The sequence below is a fragment of the Parvibaculum sp. genome, from assembly GCF_040882025.1.
Classification (GTDB): domain Bacteria; phylum Pseudomonadota; class Alphaproteobacteria; order Parvibaculales; family Parvibaculaceae; genus Parvibaculum.
The window spans coordinates 19,139-37,620 of record NZ_JBBECC010000010.1 but is presented as its reverse complement, the minus strand read 5'-3'; the positions used below and the strand labels follow the sequence as shown (position 1 = coordinate 37,620).

Genomic DNA, 18,482 nt, shown 5'->3' with positions numbered 1-18,482 from the left:
GGGCTATAGCGGCGCAGTTTCAAGATGTTTCTTCTGGCTGGCCACCTCCGCAATTGTATAGCGTATTTGATCTTCGCTATGGGCGCTGGAAAGGAAGAAACGTAGCCGAGCGATCCGCTCCTCGACGGCCGGATAGATGATCGGTGGCGCGTTGATGCCGCGCTCAAAAAGGGCGCGCGACAAACGCACTGCCAGAAGCGAACTGCCGGTGATAACGGGCAGAACCGTGGAGCCGATTGCGTAGCCCGTGTTGAGCCCCGCCCCGTGGGCAAGATCGAGCATTAGCTTGCCGTTTTGCTGAAGCTTCTGCACTCGCTCCGGCTCCTCCTCCATGATCCGCAAAGCCTCCAGCGATGCTGCCGCCATGGGAGGCGGCATTCCGACGGAATATAGAAATCCCGAGGCTGTGTGCTTGAGCAGCATGATCAACGCTTCGGAGCCGGCCACATAGCCGCCACAGCCCGCAAGCGTTTTGGAGAGCGTTCCCATCCAGATATCGACATCTCCGGGCTTTAAACCGAAATGCTCGCCGATGCCGCGGCCCCGCGCACCGAGAGCGCCGAAGGAATGTGCCTCATCGACCATCGTCAGCGCTTTGTGCTTGCGCGCGATCTCGATAATCTCGGGCATCGGCGGAATGTCTCCGTCCATCGAGTAGACACCTTCGACGCAAATCAGGACTTTCTCGAATTTTCGGCGCGATCTGGTCAACAGGTCATCCAGACCGCGCCAGTCGTTGTGGTCGAACGGTTGCCGCTGTGCGCCGGAGAGAAGCGCTCCCTGCAGCACCGAATTGTGAATTAGCCTGTCATGGAGAATAAGATCGCGCTTTCCGAGAAGTGTGCCGATCGTCGTAACATTCGTCGCATGGCCCGACACGAACGTCAAAGCAGCGGCTGTGCCGTGGAGTTCGGCGATCTTGGCTTCGAGTTCCCGGTGGGGTCGTCGTTCGCCTGAGACGAGCCGGCTTGCCGAAGCTGACGTGCCATACTCGACCATAGCCTGATATGCCGCTTCGTTGACACGCGGATGCCCGTTCAAATCCAGATAATTATATGTTCCGAAGTTTATGAACTCCTTGCCGCCGATAATCGTCGTATCGCGCGCCAGAATGTCGTGTTCCTGAAAATACGGGCTTTCAAGATTAACTTTCTTTGCCAAGCTTTGCTGCAGCATTAGCGTTTGGTAGTCGGCGAATTTTTCGATTCGGTAGTGGGACTCAGGAATGCTGGAGGAATCGCGCATGGCGACGCCGTTCATCTCTCCAGAGATATCGTGGCGCTTCTTTAGGATGCGCCGTAGCGCCTCCTCCTTGGACTCCTTGGAGAGCCTGCGCGGTTCGTTGGGATCTGATGTTGTCACGTGCCGAACTGATCTTCGCTTGTTGAAATATCGCGAGTGTCGTCCGTTCTGCGGATACTTTCAACATCATCGTCATTGATATGACGAGAGATAATGGATTGCACGTCGCCGGTAAATTGGTCCTCCAGATTGTCGCCGCGAATTTGGGCGACAATCTGGGCGGAGAGGGATACGACGCTGCCGCCTTCAGAAAGTGCCATGATCGGAATCTCAATTCCGAAGCGATCCTCGATTCCAAGTTTCAATTCGAGAGCCATAAGCGAGTCCATACCCAGGTCGAATACCGACTTGCCAAGATCGATTTTATCGGGAGTCAGACGCAGAACCTGTCCGATTTCTTCCGCCAGAGCACCGGATACCAGGCCAATGGCCTCTTCCGGCGAAACTGTCAACAATTTCGATAGAATATCGTCTGCGCTGTCGCCCTCAGTCTTTCGTTCTATCTTCGATGTCAGCTCTCCAAAGACTCGCGCTTGCAAAACCGGTAGTCCTGCGCGCAAGCGCTGCCAGTTTATGCCGGCCGCGTAGAAATTGGATTCGTCGCGAGCGACGAACCCCTCGAGAAACGTCATCGCGTCGCTGGTGCTGAGCGGATCGGCGCCAAGTCTTGAGGCAAGTTGATCCCGCATATCTTCGTTGCGGGCGAGATAGCCCGCATCTCCGATAGCGCCCCAGCCGATTGCCTGAGCTGGCAGTCCGGTGGCCCGGCGATGTTGGGCCAGGGCTTCGAGAAAGGCATTCGCGGCAACGTAATTGGCCTGACCAGGATTGCCGAACGCGGTGGTTATCGACGAATAGAGCACGAAGAAATCGATTTCGCGTCCAAGGCTGACTTCGTGCAAGACCAGGGCGCCATGAATCTTCGGCTCAACAACGCGCTGGTATTGGCGTTGATCGAGCGTCTCCATTGTTGCATCGTCGAATACTGCCGCCGCGTGAACGATGCCGCGTATTGGATAGCCCGCCAGCTCCGCTTCGTCGAAAAGAGCGCCAACGGCTCCGACGTCCGTCACATCGCACGCGCGGGCAATAACGTGTACGCCGAGCTTCTCAAATTCCGCAATTGCTGCGCGTGCATCTTCGCTCGTGGCGCCGGAACGTCCAATGAGAACGAGGCTACCAGCCCCTTTTTGTGCGAGCCACCGTGCCGTCGCAAGCCCGAATCCCGAAAGGCCGCCGGTCACGAGGCAGGCAGCGTCGCGCCGGACCGGGAAGGCAGCGCTCTTGCGCTTTGGTATTTCCGCACCGGCCGAGGGCGGGCGGATGAGTATTTTGCCGGTATGACCGGATTTCTGCATCAGACGAAAAGCGTCCGATACGCGGTTCGCGTCGAACACTCGATAAGGCAGGGGTGTATAGGTACCTTTCTCGAAAAGGTCGATTAGTTCGTCGAATATTTCACGCGCCAATGCCGGCCGCTCGATCATCAGTTGGTCGGCATCGATACCGAAATAGCTGAGGTTGTTCCGAAAAAACTTCAGTCCGATCCGGTTGTTCTCATAAAAGTCGCGCTTGCCGAGCTCCATGAAACGGCCGAATGGCCGAAGCAGCCCCAGATTCCGATGTATTGCCTCTCCTGCGAGTGAATTGAGAACAACGTCCACGCCTTCACCGTTGGTCGCCTTCATGATCTCATCGGCAAAAAGCAGAGATCTCGAGTCGAATATCCGATTTTCCGGAATACCAAGCATCCGCATAAACCGCCGCTTCTCCGGCGTTCCAACGGTCACGAAAATCTCGGCACCGACACGACGTGCGACCTGAATGGCAGCCAGGCCGACACCGCCGGCCGCACCATGAATCACGACGCGTTCGCTTTTTCTCAGACGTGCCAGATGATCGAGCGCGTACTGTGCCGTGAAAAAGGCAGTCGGAATTGTGGCGGCTTCTTCGAAGCTCAGGCGGGCAGGTTTGAGCGCCGCAGCTGTCGCCGGCGTCACGATATGGCTATCGAAGCAATGTGGCGCGAAACACAACACTTCGTCGCCCGGGCGAAATCCTGCAACGCCTTCGCCGACATCGGTCACGATGCCTGCGGCTTCCATGCCCACGCTTGGTCCGGCAAATCCCGCTTCCAGCGCTTCCTCCGGCAACACACCCAGTACGTACATCACGTCGCGGAAATTGAGACCGGCGGCTTGCGGTGCAACAACAATCTCATGCGCCTTTGGCTTCGGTATGGCGGAGGGCCGCCATGCCAGCGAATTGAGGCGACCGGTGGCGAAAGTCAGTTTCCTTGCTATTCGGCCTGTTTCCACTAGCTCTTCATTCGGCACAACGCGCAGGCGCGGCGCGAACGAACCTTCTGTGCTGAGCACAAGTTCAGATTCTGGATCGGTGTCGAGAAGCGACGCACAGAGTGCCGCAATGAGCTCCGTTTGCGTTGGGTCATCGCCTTGCAAGTCGATCATGCGCAAGCGTGTTTTCGGCACCTCGTTGGCAATGACTCGGCCAACGCCCCAAAGCGGCGCCTGTGTGAGATTCATTTTGTCCGTCGCCCGGAAGCTCGATGCATTGCGCGTGACGATATGCAGGCGTGGCATCGCCTTGAACTCGGCATGCGACATGGCGCGCGCCGCGAGCAACGCGCTCCAGCCGGGACGAGCGTCGGCCGACATGTCGCCGAAGAGAACAATGCCATGAAGGTCGATGCCGGTTCCGGCGAGGGCCAGATAGGTCTCCAGCCATTGCATCTCGACGTCCGGGTCGAGCGGAAAGGCATCGTCGTCATGCATGGGGTTCTCACCGGCATGAGCTTGTATTGTGATCGCGCCGGCCCGCTCCAGCTCATTACATAGCGCCCGCGCGCTATTGGCCTCCGCCTTGGATGGATCGTAAACGATCAACCAGCCCGATCCCGTGGCGTCGACGCTGGAACGCGCGGGAGCGGTTCGGTAGTCGCCGGGACGGGGCGCATCGGCGATCAGTACTGTCGTATCTCCGGCGGCGACGGTGTGAATGTTGCAAAACCCGTCGCTTGCGAAGAAACGGACAAGCGTTTCAGCGTCCATCTGGTCGCTTTGCGCTTCTGCCTGCAAAATCGAGGTGCCAGCCGCAAAGACGGTGTCAATCCAGAGAGCAGACCTGGGCTCCGAGAGGAGCAACAGTCCGCCCGGAGCGAGAAGATCGTTGATATTCCCTCTAAGCGCTGGCGTCAGGCCGCCGACCGCCGAAGGCAACGGACAAACAATAACGTCGAACTCGCCGAGTTTCTTCATGTCACTCTCGGAAAGAAGCCCCGCGGGATCTGCGTGTAGAAACCGCACATTCGGAGCCTCAATGTCCATTTCGAGGTTCGAGAGCTTCGTTTCATCGTCCGAAACAATCGTGAAGTCGACAGCGCCCGCTGTGGAAATGGATGCGGCATCGCGCACAAGGCCATTCGCTGTGCCGACTTCCAGTATCCGAAGTCGGCGGTTTGTCGGCCAGAGCGCCGCGACCTTGATCAACGCTTCCGCGAGAAAATCTCGTGCTGGCGAGAAGCTCGGCGAACTTTCCAGCAAGTGATCTCGGCTGACTGCGCTCGGCTTTCCTGGCGCTTTGTCATACGGAGTTGCTCCATCACACAGCATCAGAGCGTTGAGTTCAGCCAGATATGCCGGGTATCGTGCCAATGAATCTTGCCACAATTTTTGCCCGTTCTGGCCTGGCGGCATATCCATGGTGCGAATATCGTCGCGGCTCTTACCATTCACTTTCGACGGTGCCGCCGTCGTGTCGGCGTGCCCGTTCAAACCGCCGTCGGCGCTTAGTTGTTCGATGCTGTCACGGATAAGCATGCCGCGGGCAATCGCGTCGAGGTCGGGGCCATCGCTCGCGGACGAAATCGCATCGTTTCGTTCGGCAAAACCCAGCGCGGCGGCGAGCGTCGCTGCATCAGGAGTTTCGCACTCGGCAGAAACGTAATCGAGTGGCAGTGTTTCAAACCGGAAGCGTCGTGTGCCGACGCTGGCGTTTTGAAGTTCAGTTCGCAAAAATCGCAATCCGGTTACGGCCGCGACGCAAGCATCATCCGCGTCGAACAGCGCAAAGTCGGCAACCAGTGATTTTTCGCTGCGCACACGCAATCTTGTGTGGCATCTGACAGCAAGGGTGTGTGGCTGGAATATGCTGACGCCATTGAACTGATACGGCAGATAGGCATTGTTCTCCCTCACGCCTGCTTCGAACAGAATGGCAAGCAGCGTTTGAAGGCAGCTATCGAGAAGGGCTGGGTGCAGAACGAATTTATCGATTTCTCCGACAACATCGTCTGGTGCTTTCAGCTCGGCGATTGATTCATTTCCCGATACATGGACCTGTTCAACTGCCCGGAAAGCCGGGCCGTAATTGAGCCCAAGCGCTGCGGCAATTCGGTGGTGGTCGTCTCGCGAGATATGACCCGCGGCTGCTCCTTTTTCGGGCAAAGTAGGAGCGTCGTGTTCACCAACAAGAGGCTCCGTCAAGCGACCCACGGCGTTCAGTGTCCATGGGTCGTTGCTTCCACGCTTCAATGTCTCGATTCGGAAAGCTTTGTCATCTTCGTCATAGGTGAGCCGAATATTGAGCATCTGCCCACGCGCGAGCACAATCGGGCGACGAATTTCGAGCGTCTCGATATCGTGACGTACACCACCGAATAAGGCGGCGGAGGCTTCCAACACGCATTCGACATAACCCGACGCCGGGAAGACGATCGAACCGCCGACATTATGGTCGGCAAGGAAGGGAAACATTTCTGCGTCGATCTGGTTTTCCCAAAGTGCATGGCCGCGCTGCGGCCGGCTGCCGAGTAGGGGGCCGTCGACATGCGCATACATGCGTCCATCGACTTCGGCAGTCACCGGCGTCCAATGATCTTCACGCTGCCACGGGTATCTCGGTAGTTCGACGCAATGTCCGTGCACGGGAAACGATTTATGGAAATCGGGCTCGGCGCCGGCGCAGAACACAGCATCGGCAACGCGATGCAACATCGACGCGCTATGCGAAGTGCGGGTCATGCTGGTGATTGGTGCGTCGCTTTTTCCTTTTTCGCGCAGTATCTGGCGCAGATAAGGTTGAAGGACGTTGTGCGGACCGATCTCGATCAGCACATCGATGCCGCTGTCGATCATCGTGACGATGGCGTCGCGGAACCGCACGGGTCGGCGCATGTTGTTCCACCAGTATTCGGTATCGAGATGCGCGCCAGGTATTTCGTCTCCGAGGACCGCCGAATAATAGGGAATATTCGTCGCGCCCGCCGTCACCGAGCCCACCCGATTCAGGAAGTGGCTGCGAACGGGATCGAGCGCGCGACTATGAAAAGCGTAGTCGAGATCCAGCATACGAAAGAAGACCTTGTCGGCGGCCAAACGGTCTCCCAAACAGATCAATGTTGCTTCGTCGCCCGCCAGCGTTACCGAGGTCGACGTGTTGATCGCGGCGAGTTCAACCTTGCCGCCGAACTCTTCCTCGATTTCCAGCGCCTGTTCCGGCGAAATGCCTGCCGCCGCCATGCGTCCATCGCCGCGCGTGCGCCCTTGTGCCTCGGATCGAGCGACGATCAGCCGCGTGGCTTGGGCAAGATCGAAAGCGCCGGCGAAATAAGCGGCAGCGACCTCGCCGACACTGTGCCCGGCGACGGCATAGGGCGTCAGTCCTTCAATCTCAAGGCAGCGGGCCAGACCGACCTGCAGCGCGAACAAGGTGGGCTGCGCGATTTCTGTTCGCTGCAGTCGTTGCTCGACGTCTTCAGCGTGCAACGCTTCGACAAGCGACCATCCCGCGATCTCACTGATGAGCGCATCGACAGCGTCGACTTCGCGACGGAACGCATCGCTCTCGGCATACAGCTGACGCCCCATGCCAGGCCATTGTGCACCGTTGCCGTTGAAGACGAAGCCGACCTTTCCACGGGAAACGGTTGTCTCGTTTGACACGACCGGGCTGTCTGCCTCTTCTGCAAAGGCGGAAAGATGTTCGATGATCTCCTCGACCGTGTCGCCTCGAATGACGGCGCGATTTGTCAGGTGCGCGCGCCGGAACGCCGCCGTGAACGCGGCATCGTAATAATCGTCCCGGTTGGCCGGCCGCAGGAACTCTGCCCAGTCTCGAGCCATGGCGCGCAGTGCCATTGGTGACTTGGCGGAGAGGAAAAGCGGCGGTGGCGCCAGCGGGACCTCGCGTGCGGTCGCAGGTGCAGCGACATGTTCGCGCAGCAACACCGTCGCGTTGGCGCCGCCGAAGCCGAATGAATTGACACCCGCGCGGATGGGGCGCCCAGTGACGTTCAGCGGTGTCAGTTTCTGCACCGGCGCAATACGAAGACTGTCGAAATCGATGTCGGGGTTGAGCGTCTCGGAATGAAGCGACGGCGGCACAGACCGGTGGCGGATAGCCATGATCGTTTTGATGAGCCCGGCCATGCCCGACGCTGGCTCCAGGTGGCCAATATTTGTTTTTGCCGATCCGATAGGAAGGGGTCCGCTATCCGCTTTGCGCTTTTGCCCGATTGCTTCACCGAGGGTCCGGCTTTCGGCGGGATCGCCGACCGTGGTGCCTGTGCCGTGCGCTTCGAAGAAGTCGATTTCGGCCGGATCCACTTTGAACCTGGTCATCGTCTGCTCGATGAGGAGACGCTGCGTCTCGTGCGACGGCAACGCGATGCCGTTTGTGTGTCCGTCTGCATTGACGCCCGCGCCCTCGATGACCGCGTGGATCGGGTCGCCGTCGCGAAGTGCATCGGTCAGGGGTTTGATGACGACGACACCACCGCCTTCGCCCCGCACATAGCCGCCAGGTTTCTCGCCGAATGCCCTGCACTGACCATAGGTCGAGAGCATGGTTGCTTTCGAAAATCCGATATAAGGCAAGGGGCTGAGAAGCAGACTTATACCGCCGACAAGCGCCATGTCGCAACGCCCGCTCCACAACGCGTTGAGCGCCTCATTGAGTGCGACGAGCGATGACGAGCAGGCGGTGTCGACGGCCATGCTCGGTCCGCGCAAATCGAACTGATAGGAAAGTCGATTGGCGGCGATCGAAAGTGTGGAGCCGAGCATCGTGTAGGCGTTGATGCCATCGCCGTTGCCCTGTTGGATCGAGCCATATTCGGTGGAGGAAATGCCGACATAGACAGCGCAATTTCTGCCGACGAAATGATTGGGAATCTGTCCGGCGGATTCGAGCGCCTCCCAGCCCATCTCCAGCAGCAACCGCTGCTGGGGATCCATCATGTCGGCCTCGCGCGCCGAGATGCCGAAAAAGGCGGCATCGAAACCCCGAATGTCGCCCAGTGTCCCAGCCGCGAAAGTATAGGTTCGCCCTGGCGCCTTTCGATTCGGGTGCTTGAAGAGCGTATGATCCCAGCGGTCGGCCGGCACTTCGGTAACGACGTCGCGGCCGGCTGCGAGCAAGTCCCAATACGCTTCGGGCGTGTTGCAACCGCCGGGGAACCGACAAGCCATACCTACAACGGCCATGTCGGTCTTTTTCATGTTCCCACTCTCATTAACACACGCCCCCAAGCGCTACGCCCTCAATAACCCCGATCCAATGGCCGGCTGCTGCCCCGGTCCACAACCTCTTCCTCGGAATTGAGCTGAACAACTCCGGACTATAATGGAGTTGTCGGCGTGGAAGCTACAAGCCCGAGCAGATTCCTGTGGTTAATTGCGGGCGGAGCCCCGATCAGGGTGCCCCGGCAATATTGCGTAGTTATAGTCCGTGATTTTAGAGCAAGGCTACCGGGAGCTCTATCGTAAATCCTCGGGCAAGCCACCAAGCCTGCTGATTTGATCGAATACTTCCAGGCAGAGCAGCATGATCGCGGCTGAACAGGGCGTTTCCGGCAGGCCGGGATGAACAAAGTCGCGAATATTCATGACGATGGCTGGTACAAAGTCGATTTCACAAATAAAATCATCTCCAATAAAGTAAAGTAATTTCATATATTTATTTTAATAAATATAGTAATTGACCTCATTTTCAGAGAAAAATATATGAATTGAGCTCCTGATTATTATCGGTCAGAAGTAAAATCTCTCGGGTCTTTCCCCGATGGAGATTGCGGCGGTCTTCGTGATCGCGGTTTGCGTCGGTCCGTTAACGGCCATCTGGATGCCGACCGGCTCGTGCTCGGCCACAAGACCGGGTTCCCGGTTGATCAATTGATCAGGATCAACGTCGTCGTGACAATCAGACGTCATAATTTCAAACAACAAATAGATCGCGGCTTTTGGAGAGATATGAACCAATGGAATATGCGTCGCCAAAACGGAACCGCCTGATGCCATGGTATATTGGCATTGGGATCATTTTAGCCTCGGTGATCTTCATCGGCTTTCGTATGTGGGCTGGGAACTGCCCGGCGCCTGCCGTTGTTGAGTTGGGTGTGTTGATACTTATTCCCCTCGTGTATCTCGTCCTGATGTACCTGACGCTCACCAGCCAGGATTGAGGATGGTCGGCCCACACGGACACAAGGTCGATCAGTCTCATTCATTCTCACCTGTTTCAATTCCGATCGGGTCAACGAAGACAATAAACAATTATGGCCGATTACCGCACCGCGCACGAGCACCGAAAGTCGCATCAACCGGCGCTCACCGGTGTGCTGCGCGCGCATGCGGAACCTCTGCCGCCACCTCAGAAGGCGGAAGAATTCGGCGGATTTTTCGCACGATTTGCCGACGCGCGCGTCGTGTTGCTCGGCGAGGCGTCACATGGAACCGCCGAATTCTATAACGCGCGCGCCGCCATCACCCGCGAACTCATCCAGCACCACGGCTTCAATATCGTGGCCGTCGAGGCGGATTGGCCAGACGCGGCACATATTGACCGCTATGTGCGCCATCATGCGGCGCGGCCGGGCAGGGGCGAAGCTTTTTCCCGTTTTCCCGTCTGGATGTGGCGCAACCGGGAAGTCATGTCTTTCGCCGACTGGCTGCGCGCCCACAACGAAACGTTGCAGTCCGCCGCGCGGGTTTCGTTCAACGGCCTCGACGTCTACAGCCTTGGCGAATCCATACACGCCGTCCTCGCCTATCTCGACCGTGTCGATCCCGAAGCGGCGAACCTCGCGCGGCGACGTTATGGATGTCTCACCCCATGGCAGGAAGAGCCCGCGCAATACGGCCGCGCGGTTCTCTACCAGGGCAAGGAAACCTGCGAGGGGGAAGTCGTCAGGCAGCTAAACGACATGCTCGCGCGCCGTCTCGACTATATGCGCGAAGACGGCGAGGCCTGGTTCGATGCGACGCAGAACGCACGCGTCGTGAGAGCGGCGGAACATTACTACCGGATCATGTATCGCGGTTCGACGGAATCCTGGAACCTGCGGGATCGGCATATGTTCGACACATTGTCGGCGCTTCTCGCGGCGCGAGGCCCCGACGCCCGCGTCGTGGTGTGGGCGCACAACTCGCATATCGGCAATGCCGCGGCGACTTCCATGGGCTGGCAGGGCGAGTTCAACGTCGGAGAACTCTGTCGCACGACATTCGGAGACGGCGCGGTTGCGATCGGATTCGGAACGGATCGCGGAACCGTGGCCGCCGCCAGCGATTGGGGTGGCGCCATGGAACTCAAATCCGTTCTCCCTGCGCGGACCGACAGCTATGAATATGCATTCAGGAAGACAGGCGTCTCCCGCTCGTTGACGGATTGGCGCGGCACCGCGCGCCGCGAACTTGCCGAAGCCCTGCGCGAGTCGATGTTGGAGCGCGCGATCGGCGTCATATACCGGCCGGAGACGGAATTCCTCAGCCACTATTTCGAAGCTGTGCTCGCCGATCAGTTCGACGCCTATGTCTGGTTTGAGGAAACGACGGCGGTGACGCCGCTAGCCTCCGGGCGCCCGCATGGCGCGCCCGACACTTATCCATTTGGACTCTGAAAAATGGTGGTCATCCACGAACCCCTTGTCGTCGAGATAGGCCCGCAGAAACTCCAAGGGTATCTTGCTCTCCCGGGTGATCCGAAAGGCTTGGTGATTTTCGCACATGGCAGCGGCAGTGGACGCATGAGTCCGCGCAACAATTATGTCGCTGCCGCCTTGCGGAAAGCGGGGTTCGCGACGCTGCTTCTCGATCTGCTTACGCCGCTCGAAGAGAAAGACAGGCGCAACGTCTTCGACATCGAGCTTCTGGCAAGCCGGCTGTCGCTCGCAACACGGTGGGCGGCGGAGCGCGCCGACACCGGCAATCTGAATGTCGGCTATTTCGGCGCTAGCACGGGCGGCGGGGCGGCGCTGATGGCTGCAGCGGAGCCGGATGCACGGGTCGCTGCCGTCGTGTCGCGCGGCGGACGGCCGGATCTGGCGGGGCCGGCGCTGGTGCATGTGCATGCACCGGTGCTGCTCATCGTCGGCGGACTGGACGGCCCGGTAATCGGCATGAACCGCGACGCCTTCGGGCAACTGCGCGTGGAGAAGGAGCTCGTCATCATCCCCGGCGCGGGCCATCTGTTCGAAGAGCCGGGAACGCTCGATCAGGTCGTGCATCACGCGATCCGCTGGTTCCTGACCCATCTGCCGAATGCAGAGGAGTGCTGACGTGGTGAAGGCACAAACGAGCCTTACGGGCCGCATGTTTCAGGATCGCCGCGATGCGGGGCGACAGCTTGCCGCCGCCTTGCGCGGATATTCAAAAGACAATCCGGTTATCCTCGCGCTGCCGCGCGGCGGTGTGCCGGTCGCGTTCGAGGTTGCGAAGGCATTGGACGCGGAGCTCGATCTCCTGTTCGTGCGCAAGATCGGCGCGCCGGGTCATGACGAACTCGGCATCGGCGCGGTGGTGGACGGGCTGCACCCGCAGCTCGTGCTGAACGAGGACCTCGCGCGCCGCACCGGCGCGAGCAAGGACTATGTCGAGGCGCGGATGGCACGCGAACTCGACGAGATCGAGCGGCGGCGAGACGCCTACAAGAAGGGTAACCCGCCGGCCGATCTCGGCGGACGTGTCGTCATCGTGGTCGATGACGGTATTGCGACAGGCAGTACGGTGAAGGCGGCACTTCTAGGTATAAGCCGCAACGGTCCTGCACGGCTCGTGCTCGCCGTGCCGGTCGCGCCCACGGAAGCGATAGAGGAAATGAATGTGCTGGCCGACGAGGTGATCTGCCTTGCGACGCCGGAGCCGTTCCAGGCGGTCGGCCTTCACTATGTCGATTTCAGTCAGACTGCCGACGACGAAGTCGTGGCGTTACTGGAAATGGCAAAGACCTGGCGGCAATGAGGGAACGCGGGCAGCGATAGCTCCGTTGCAATTCGCCCGATCTCGACCAACGAGGTGAGCGTGCCCTGTTGGCGTTGCCCGGCCTTGAAGGACAGCGACGGCGGTGGGACGAGCCGGGCGAGGGTGATTTCGGCGATCAGGAGCCGGGCGCGATGCAGCTGGGTGACAAGCCTCGGTCTGCAGGACCCAAATATGACTGAGATCAATGACGAGTGCCTGCCGAAGCGCCACGCTGCTTGGCATGGGCCGATGCGGCTCGTGCACAGGAGAATCGATATGAATGCTCGATTGACCGCTCTTCTTCCCGCATTTGCCACCGTCGGCGCCTCTGGACCCGCATATCGCGAAAATAGCAGCGCACCGACGCAGCGTAGGGTCGAAGGTCCCGGTGTACCCTTTCTGGTCCCTTTGTGGGTTGCAATGGGGATCGTTGGAACGGCAACGATATTGCCTTTCTATGGCCCGGTGATGTGGGCTCTGCCGGCACTCGCCTTCCTTGTCGCTTGCCCGCTACTTGTCGCTTGGGTGCTTTTTGTGGAAGGCGGAAACGGACCCGCAACCTAGTCCGAGAGGTGGTGTTTGCCGATCGGAACGACACTGCTTGCTTGTGCGCCGTGTTCGCTCTCATCTTCAGCGATCGACAGTCTAACCTCGCTACCAACCGTTAGCGCATCGAAGGCTCCGCGTATCACGCTGTTCCGATGAAAGTAGATTTCTTCACCCTCGCTGGTCTCAATAAAACCATACCCTTTGGAAGGTAGAATTTTCGTCACTGTTCCATGTGGTGATGTTTCATGTGACTTCACGTCGCCGCGCATGCGGCGGGCACGATCTTCAAGCCGCCTTGCAATGGCATCGAAAGCATCACGTACGGCGACGTATATGTCCTCATGAGCGTGGTTCTTCGGGCCCGGACCTCTCACAGCGATTTCGCCGGTCGGGATTCTGACGGTGACACCCACACGATAGAGTTTTCCTTTGTGATGACGGTCTCCTGATACGTCCACGGTAACCTGACAGCTGACAATTCGGTGAAACAAATGTTCCAGTTTCGCTGCGTGCTCACGAATTCGATCCTCAACAGCGGGCGAGGGATCCATGTTGCGAAAGATGATCGAAACCGGTCGTTGCATGGGGAATCTCTCTATCGTCGATTGGAAGAGTCTCGTCGTGTTCTTGCTCTTAGAACACTTCGCCGGTCCTCCGAGCATTGATCCTGGTCAAGGAGTCGCGCGGTTTTTCGGCGCATGATGCTTTTGCTGTCGAAGGTCAAAACCCGTTGGCAGGTGATATGGAGAAATGGCGATGCTGACCATCAACCCAAATAAAGTCTGCCACGTCATCGTCAAGGCGCGCACTTTCGATGTGAAGGAGGGTGTCAGCGATCCGTCGCCGGGCTCCAATCCCACGGATGATGGCAGCACCGACATTCTGGAGGATTTTGCGGACGATCCGACGCGCCAGGAACTCATCGAGTTCATTCGCGGCATGGATGAAGACGAACAGGTCGAGCTTGTCGCTCTTTCATGGCTCGGACGCGGTACCTATGAATTTTCGGAATGGAACGAAGCCCTCGACGAGGCGCGTGCGGCGCACAACGAGCGTACCGCCGAGTATCTGATCGGTCTGCCGCTGCTTGGCGACTATCTGGAAGAGGGGCTCGCAGCCTTCGATGAGAGCTGCGAGGACTTCGAAAAGAATCGATTGTGATGCAGATCAATGCCACCCCATCTCAGCCGGGTTTTGATTGGCAACGGCAATATCTCGGTGTGCCGGAACTCACCGCTCACCGCCATCAGGGAGATAGGACAATGAAGGTCAAGGAAATCATGCACAGCAACGTGACATGGGTAGCGCCGGACACGACCCTGTCCAAGATCGCGAAGAAAATGCGGGACGAGGATATCGGTGCAGTTCCAGTGGGTGAGAACGACCGCCTGATCGGCATGGTGACGGATCGCGACATTACATGTCGTGCGGCCGCCAATGGCGGAGACATGAAGAAGCTGACGGCGCGCAAAGTCATGACCAAGAATGTCGTATGGTGCCGTGATACTGACGATGTCAAGGTTGCGGCCCGTCTCATGGAGAGCAAGAAAATCCGCCGTCTCCCGGTCATCGATGAAAACAAGCGGATGGTCGGCATGCTGAGCCTCGGCGATTTCTCGGGCCAGACTCCGAAAAGTCTTTCAGGCGAAATCGCTTCGGCGGTGGCGGCCCATCACGGCTGAAATGCGCAGGCGGGGGCCGTCATCCGGCCCCCGCCTGTATTTCTCCGCCTATGCGCCGTGGAACGATTCTGGCCAAAGCTTGCGCATGTCGCGTGGCAATTGGCGAACGACCTTGGCGATCTCGCCGGCATCGAGCCGATCAGCCATGACGGCAAACGCCGCGACTACTGCTGCTTCAGGATCGACGTCGAGCCCTGCGGGGAGCGTTTCGTCGACGCGGTCGATAAAGTCATCCGCATGCTTTTCGTTTGTCGGCGTATCGGACGGCCGCCAGCCCTCGTAGTAAAACCCGCGTACGAGCATCGGCAATTGTGCGCCGAAATGGACAGCGCTTTCGGGCGTCAGGCGATCGCGTAACGCATGGAGCGTGCAGCGCAGCGTCGAATAAGCAAGGCGCCGATTATCGCTTTTCAATCGCTCCATAATATCTTTGAGCCAAGCATTGGTCTCGTGAATGGTCGTATCGAATGTATCGAGTCCAGTCGTGGTCATTGTGGGCGTCCTCGGTAGAAAGCTTCAGCATAAGATCGGCAAGAAGCAGCGCCTTGATCCAGAGCAACGCGAGATGGATTTTCTCGATCGTTGATTGTGATCAAGGCGACGCCTCGGAAATTCAGCTGTCCTGTCTGAACAGACTGGCAATCCTGATCTTCGAAAATGATTCAGCACGGGAGACAATGATCATGACGCTGCAGAGATTTACGCGCGAGCACGGAACAGGGAACGGCGAGGTGGACATTTTTCGGCGGCTGCGCGGCGATGTAGAACGGCTCTTCGACGATTTCTCGCATGGACTTGGCTGGCACCTGGATCCGTCGATATTCGGGACACTTTCGCCGCATCTTGACGTGACGGAATCCGACGACGGCATGACGGTGACTGCCGAATTGCCGGGTATGGACGAAAAGGACGTCGAGGTGACATTGACCGGCGATTTGCTCTCGATAAAAGGCGAGAAGAAAGAGGAACATGAGGAAAAGAAGAAGGATTACTATTTGAAGGAACGGTCATGGGGATCGTTCGAGCGTACTGTTCGTATGCCGTTTCAGGCCGAATCCGACGCCGTCAAGGCGTCGTTCTCCAAGGGTGTGCTGAAGGTCGAAGTGCCAAAGCCGGCCGACCTCAAGAAGGCATGCAAGAAGATCGCGGTGAAGGCAGCCTGATCGTCGTCAGACCTTGTCCTTGGCAAGCCAATGGCCTTCCATTTTTCGGTACTTCTTCTTGACCGCGGCCCAGGCAACACGGTGGGCGATCTCCTCGCGGCGGTCGCCCTCGAACTGGTAGTGTTTCCAGGCGTTATTGTAAGCGTTGCGGAAAATATCCTGGGCGTGCGTCGGAAGATGTTCGCGGATGGCGGCAGGGAGGTCGACATTGGTGCGGTAGGGCATCGCCGATGTCCTTCTGTTCGCGCTTCGGCGCGTATCTAGTGGAAAGTGAAAATCGGCAGCGACGCGCCTCGGAGAACCTCGCGTGTGAAACCGCCAAAGACAAACTCCCTGAGCCGGCTATGGCCATAGCAACCCATGATCATGAAATCCGCGCCGGTCGCTGCTGCCTCGAGCATCACGGTATCGGGCGCCGAACGGCCTGCCGGCGTGACGGTCCGGCCTTCCACGTCGAGGCCGTGCCAGCCTAGCTGCCGAACAAGCCTCTCTGGATGGCGCGGTGTTGTATCACCGGCTTCGACGGCTGAAATCACGACGATCTTTTTCGCTTTTTCTAGAAACGGCATGGCGGCGGTGACGGCCCTGGCGGCCTCTGGCGTATCCTTCCAGGCAACGGCAAGCGTGCCTGTCGCCGGTCTTGCCGGTTTTGTCGACTCGATCGGACCGGGAAGAAATACGGGACGACCGCAGCCGAGGAGAATGGATCCGGTCGAAAACAGGTCGAAACCGCCCTCCGGCAACTGGGGCCTCAGGATCAGAGCGTCCCGCGTTCGCGCCCAGGCAGTGAGAAGATCGGCCTCCGCGCCCGTCGCCTCGTGCCACGCGGCCGAAATGCGCCCCGGACCCGGCGGGGTGTCGCAGATCGATATGTCCTGAAGCCCGCAAAAATCGTCGAAATGAGCGCGTGCGGCTTTGGCCTTCTCTTCTTCCTCTTGCCGCAACGCATCGACCACGCCGCCAACGACCATACCGGCGCCCATTGGAAAGGTTGCACCAGATGTGAGGAGTTGCGCAGGGTCTGACCGGATGTGGAGGAAATCGAGATGAGCGTCGAAATGCAACGCCAGCTCCCGAGCCATACGGAGTGTTGTCACATCGTTTTTTTGGCCCGCAACAGGCACGAGAATTGACTTGATCATCGGAAATTGCCTTCGCTCGTCTCGATACTTTCGATATTGCAGAGGCGAGCGGCCTCAAGCCTTGATCGAGGTCAACTCCGGCGGCCCCGATTGTGAGTTTTGACGCAGGGGGATCGTGGATCTGGGAATGTCTCGAACTTGAACAGCCCGCGCGGCCCACGCGGCAATCTGCGTGATTCAGTGGTGGCCTCAAAAACAGCATGGTAGTGTGAAACCTTAGTTCCCATTGACTGGGCGGCGGACGATGAAAACCGGCATGGATGCGCCGTTTAAGGACGCGGAAAACGCTGCGCTTTTCCAGGTGCTCATCAACACGGCAGTGGACGGCATCATCGTCATTGATGCCGTCGGCAATGTGCGTCTCTACAACAAGGCCTGTGAGCGCCTTTTTGGTTACGTGCCGGAAGAGGTGCTCGGCCGCAACATCAAGATGCTGATGCCGTCGCCATACCGCGAGCAACACGACGGCTACATTGATGCATATCGGACGACCGGCGAGCGCAAGATCATCGGCATTGGCCGTGAGGTGTTAGGCCAGAACAAGGACGGCTCGACCTTCCCGATGTACCTTTCGGTCGGCGAGGGCCGGCTCGAAAATGAGCGCATCTTTGTAGGAATCATTCACGACATAACGGAACGGCACAATGCAGCAAGCCGTCTGCAGGAAGTGCAGTCCGAACTTGCGCATGTTTCGCGACTGAACGAGATGGGGCAGATGACGTCGGCGCTCGCCCATGAGCTCAACCAGCCCCTTACAGCTATTATGAATTATTTGCGTGCGGCGCAGCGAACTGTCACCGCGCTTGACGACCCGGCCGTTGTTCGGGCGCGAGAAATGATGGACAAGGCCGCCGGTCAGACCACACGTGCCGGAGAAATCATCCGGCGTCTGCGCGATTTCGTCGAGAAACGGGATGCGCGTCACGCGCATGAAGATGTGAACAAAACGATCGAGGAAGCGATCTCCCTTGCTCTTGTCGGGGCATCGGATGCGAACATCGGCGTTACCCTGAATTTCGACCGGAGTATTCCCCCGGTGCTCATGGACCGCATACAGATACAACAGGTAGTCCTGAATCTCGTACGGAACGCTGTTGAAGCCTTGCAGGAGGTAAGCGTTCGCGAGTTGACGATAAAAACCGGCCTTGAGGAGAACGGTTATGTTTATGCTTCCTTTTCCGACACGGGACCGGGTTTGCCGGATGAGGTGGCAAGCCGGCTATTCCAACCCTTTGTCACGACGAAGGAGAAAGGAATGGGCATAGGCCTGTCGATCTGCCAGTCCATCGTCAACGGTCACGGCGGCCTCCTGTCGGCGACACCGAACGAGAGCGGCGGTACGACTTTCTGCTTTCGGTTGCCTGCCATGGATGCATAGAACAGAAC

The 18,482-nt window shown here is 58.5% G+C and carries 16 protein-coding genes; 8 read left to right on the top strand and 8 right to left on the bottom strand.

The features are described 5' to 3' along the window. Positions 1-3: 3 nt before the first annotated feature. The 4 genes from WEB61_RS00940 to WEB61_RS00925 form a co-directional block, all read right to left on the bottom strand. Complete coding sequence (locus WEB61_RS00940; RefSeq protein WP_368062450.1) at positions 4-1,362, bottom strand: aminotransferase class I/II-fold pyridoxal phosphate-dependent enzyme; 1,359 nt, start codon at positions 1,360-1,362, stop codon at positions 4-6. Then, the gene (locus WEB61_RS00935) at positions 1,359-8,822 is read right to left on the bottom strand and encodes an SDR family NAD(P)-dependent oxidoreductase (RefSeq protein WP_368062449.1); all 7,464 of its coding nucleotides are present in this window, start codon (positions 8,820-8,822) and stop codon (positions 1,359-1,361) included. The genes WEB61_RS00940 and WEB61_RS00935 overlap by 4 nt, the downstream gene beginning before the upstream one ends. A 258-nt stretch (positions 8,823-9,080) precedes the next feature. After that, positions 9,081-9,275, bottom strand: a complete 195-nt coding sequence (locus tag WEB61_RS00930) for a hypothetical protein (protein WP_368062448.1) — start codon at positions 9,273-9,275, stop codon at positions 9,081-9,083. A 78-nt stretch (positions 9,276-9,353) separates the two neighbouring features. Further along, positions 9,354-9,599, bottom strand: a complete 246-nt coding sequence (locus WEB61_RS00925; RefSeq protein ID WP_368062447.1) for a hypothetical protein — start codon at positions 9,597-9,599, stop codon at positions 9,354-9,356. 14 nt (positions 9,600-9,613) lie between these two features. Here WEB61_RS00925 and WEB61_RS00920 point away from each other — a divergent pair, with 14 nt between their 5' ends. From WEB61_RS00920 to WEB61_RS00905, 4 genes are all read left to right on the top strand, one after another. Further along, complete coding sequence (locus WEB61_RS00920) at positions 9,614-9,784, top strand: hypothetical protein (RefSeq protein ID WP_368062446.1); 171 nt, start codon at positions 9,614-9,616, stop codon at positions 9,782-9,784. Positions 9,785-9,877: 93 nt separating this feature from the next. Beyond that, a complete protein-coding gene (locus WEB61_RS00915) occupies positions 9,878-11,221 on the top strand; it encodes an erythromycin esterase family protein (RefSeq protein WP_368062445.1) in 1,344 nt (447 codons plus the stop codon). Between the two features lie 3 nt (positions 11,222-11,224). After that, positions 11,225-11,878, top strand: a complete 654-nt coding sequence (locus tag WEB61_RS00910; protein ID WP_368062444.1) for a dienelactone hydrolase family protein — start codon at positions 11,225-11,227, stop codon at positions 11,876-11,878. A gap of 1 nt (position 11,879) precedes the next feature. Next, positions 11,880-12,560, top strand: a complete 681-nt coding sequence (locus tag WEB61_RS00905) for a phosphoribosyltransferase (protein ID WP_368062443.1) — start codon at positions 11,880-11,882, stop codon at positions 12,558-12,560. 560 nt (positions 12,561-13,120) lie between these two features. On the opposite strand, the gene WEB61_RS00900 is transcribed toward WEB61_RS00905, so the two are convergent. Beyond that, complete coding sequence (locus WEB61_RS00900; protein WP_368062442.1) at positions 13,121-13,693, bottom strand: HPF/RaiA family ribosome-associated protein; 573 nt, start codon at positions 13,691-13,693, stop codon at positions 13,121-13,123. 172 nt (positions 13,694-13,865) lie between these two features. Here WEB61_RS00900 and WEB61_RS00895 point away from each other — a divergent pair, with 172 nt between their 5' ends. Together WEB61_RS00895 and WEB61_RS00890 are read left to right on the top strand one after the other, a co-directional pair. After that, positions 13,866-14,270 carry a DUF3775 domain-containing protein gene (locus tag WEB61_RS00895; RefSeq protein WP_368062441.1) on the top strand — a complete coding sequence of 135 codons (405 nt, stop codon included), beginning with the start codon at positions 13,866-13,868 and terminating at the stop codon, positions 14,268-14,270. A 101-nt stretch (positions 14,271-14,371) separates the two neighbouring features. Next, on the top strand, positions 14,372-14,791 hold the full coding sequence (locus WEB61_RS00890) for a CBS domain-containing protein (protein ID WP_368062459.1): 420 nt from the start codon (positions 14,372-14,374) through the stop codon (positions 14,789-14,791). 48 nt (positions 14,792-14,839) lie between these two features. Here the strand turns inward: WEB61_RS00890 and WEB61_RS00885 are convergent, their stop codons facing one another. Then, positions 14,840-15,283: a DUF2267 domain-containing protein gene (locus WEB61_RS00885; protein ID WP_368062440.1), complete on the bottom strand. Its 444-nt coding sequence runs from the start codon at positions 15,281-15,283 to the stop codon at positions 14,840-14,842. Positions 15,284-15,336: 53 nt separating this feature from the next. Between WEB61_RS00885 and WEB61_RS00880 the strand changes: the two genes are divergently transcribed. Continuing rightward, the gene (locus tag WEB61_RS00880; RefSeq protein WP_368062439.1) at positions 15,337-15,954 is read left to right on the top strand and encodes an Hsp20/alpha crystallin family protein; all 618 of its coding nucleotides are present in this window, start codon (positions 15,337-15,339) and stop codon (positions 15,952-15,954) included. Positions 15,955-15,960: 6 nt separating this feature from the next. Here the strand turns inward: WEB61_RS00880 and WEB61_RS00875 are convergent, their stop codons facing one another. Then, entirely contained in the window at positions 15,961-16,179 is a 219-nt protein-coding gene (locus WEB61_RS00875) for a ChaB family protein (RefSeq protein ID WP_368062438.1), read from the bottom strand. 35 nt (positions 16,180-16,214) lie between these two features. Beyond that, a complete protein-coding gene (locus WEB61_RS00870; protein ID WP_368062437.1) occupies positions 16,215-17,051 on the bottom strand; it encodes a universal stress protein in 837 nt (278 codons plus the stop codon). 289 nt (positions 17,052-17,340) lie between these two features. Between WEB61_RS00870 and WEB61_RS00865 the strand changes: the two genes are divergently transcribed. After that, complete coding sequence (locus WEB61_RS00865; protein WP_368062436.1) at positions 17,341-18,474, top strand: sensor histidine kinase; 1,134 nt, start codon at positions 17,341-17,343, stop codon at positions 18,472-18,474. The last annotated feature ends 8 nt before the right edge of the window (positions 18,475-18,482 follow it).

Bases quoted from the DNA above. Each gene is read 5' to 3' on its own strand.
- WEB61_RS00930 (WP_368062448.1), bottom strand. From the start codon at position 9,275: ATGAAATTACTTTACTTTATTGGAGATGATTTTATTTGTGAAATCGAC.
- WEB61_RS00910 (WP_368062444.1), top strand. From the start codon at position 11,225: ATGGTGGTCATCCACGAACCCCTTGTCGTCGAGATAGGCCCGCAGAAA.
- WEB61_RS00865 (WP_368062436.1), top strand. From the start codon at position 17,341: ATGAAAACCGGCATGGATGCGCCGTTTAAGGACGCGGAAAACGCTGCG.
- WEB61_RS00895 (WP_368062441.1), top strand. From the start codon at position 13,866: ATGCTGACCATCAACCCAAATAAAGTCTGCCACGTCATCGTCAAGGCG.
- WEB61_RS00920 (WP_368062446.1), top strand. From the start codon at position 9,614: ATGCCATGGTATATTGGCATTGGGATCATTTTAGCCTCGGTGATCTTC.
- WEB61_RS00885 (WP_368062440.1), bottom strand. From the start codon at position 15,283: ATGACCACGACTGGACTCGATACATTCGATACGACCATTCACGAGACC.
- WEB61_RS00900 (WP_368062442.1), bottom strand. From the start codon at position 13,693: ATGCAACGACCGGTTTCGATCATCTTTCGCAACATGGATCCCTCGCCC.
- WEB61_RS00875 (WP_368062438.1), bottom strand. From the start codon at position 16,179: ATGCCCTACCGCACCAATGTCGACCTCCCTGCCGCCATCCGCGAACAT.
- WEB61_RS00915 (WP_368062445.1), top strand. From the start codon at position 9,878: ATGGCCGATTACCGCACCGCGCACGAGCACCGAAAGTCGCATCAACCG.
- WEB61_RS00890 (WP_368062459.1), top strand. From the start codon at position 14,372: ATGAAGGTCAAGGAAATCATGCACAGCAACGTGACATGGGTAGCGCCG.
- WEB61_RS00935 (WP_368062449.1), bottom strand. From the start codon at position 8,822: ATGAAAAAGACCGACATGGCCGTTGTAGGTATGGCTTGTCGGTTCCCC.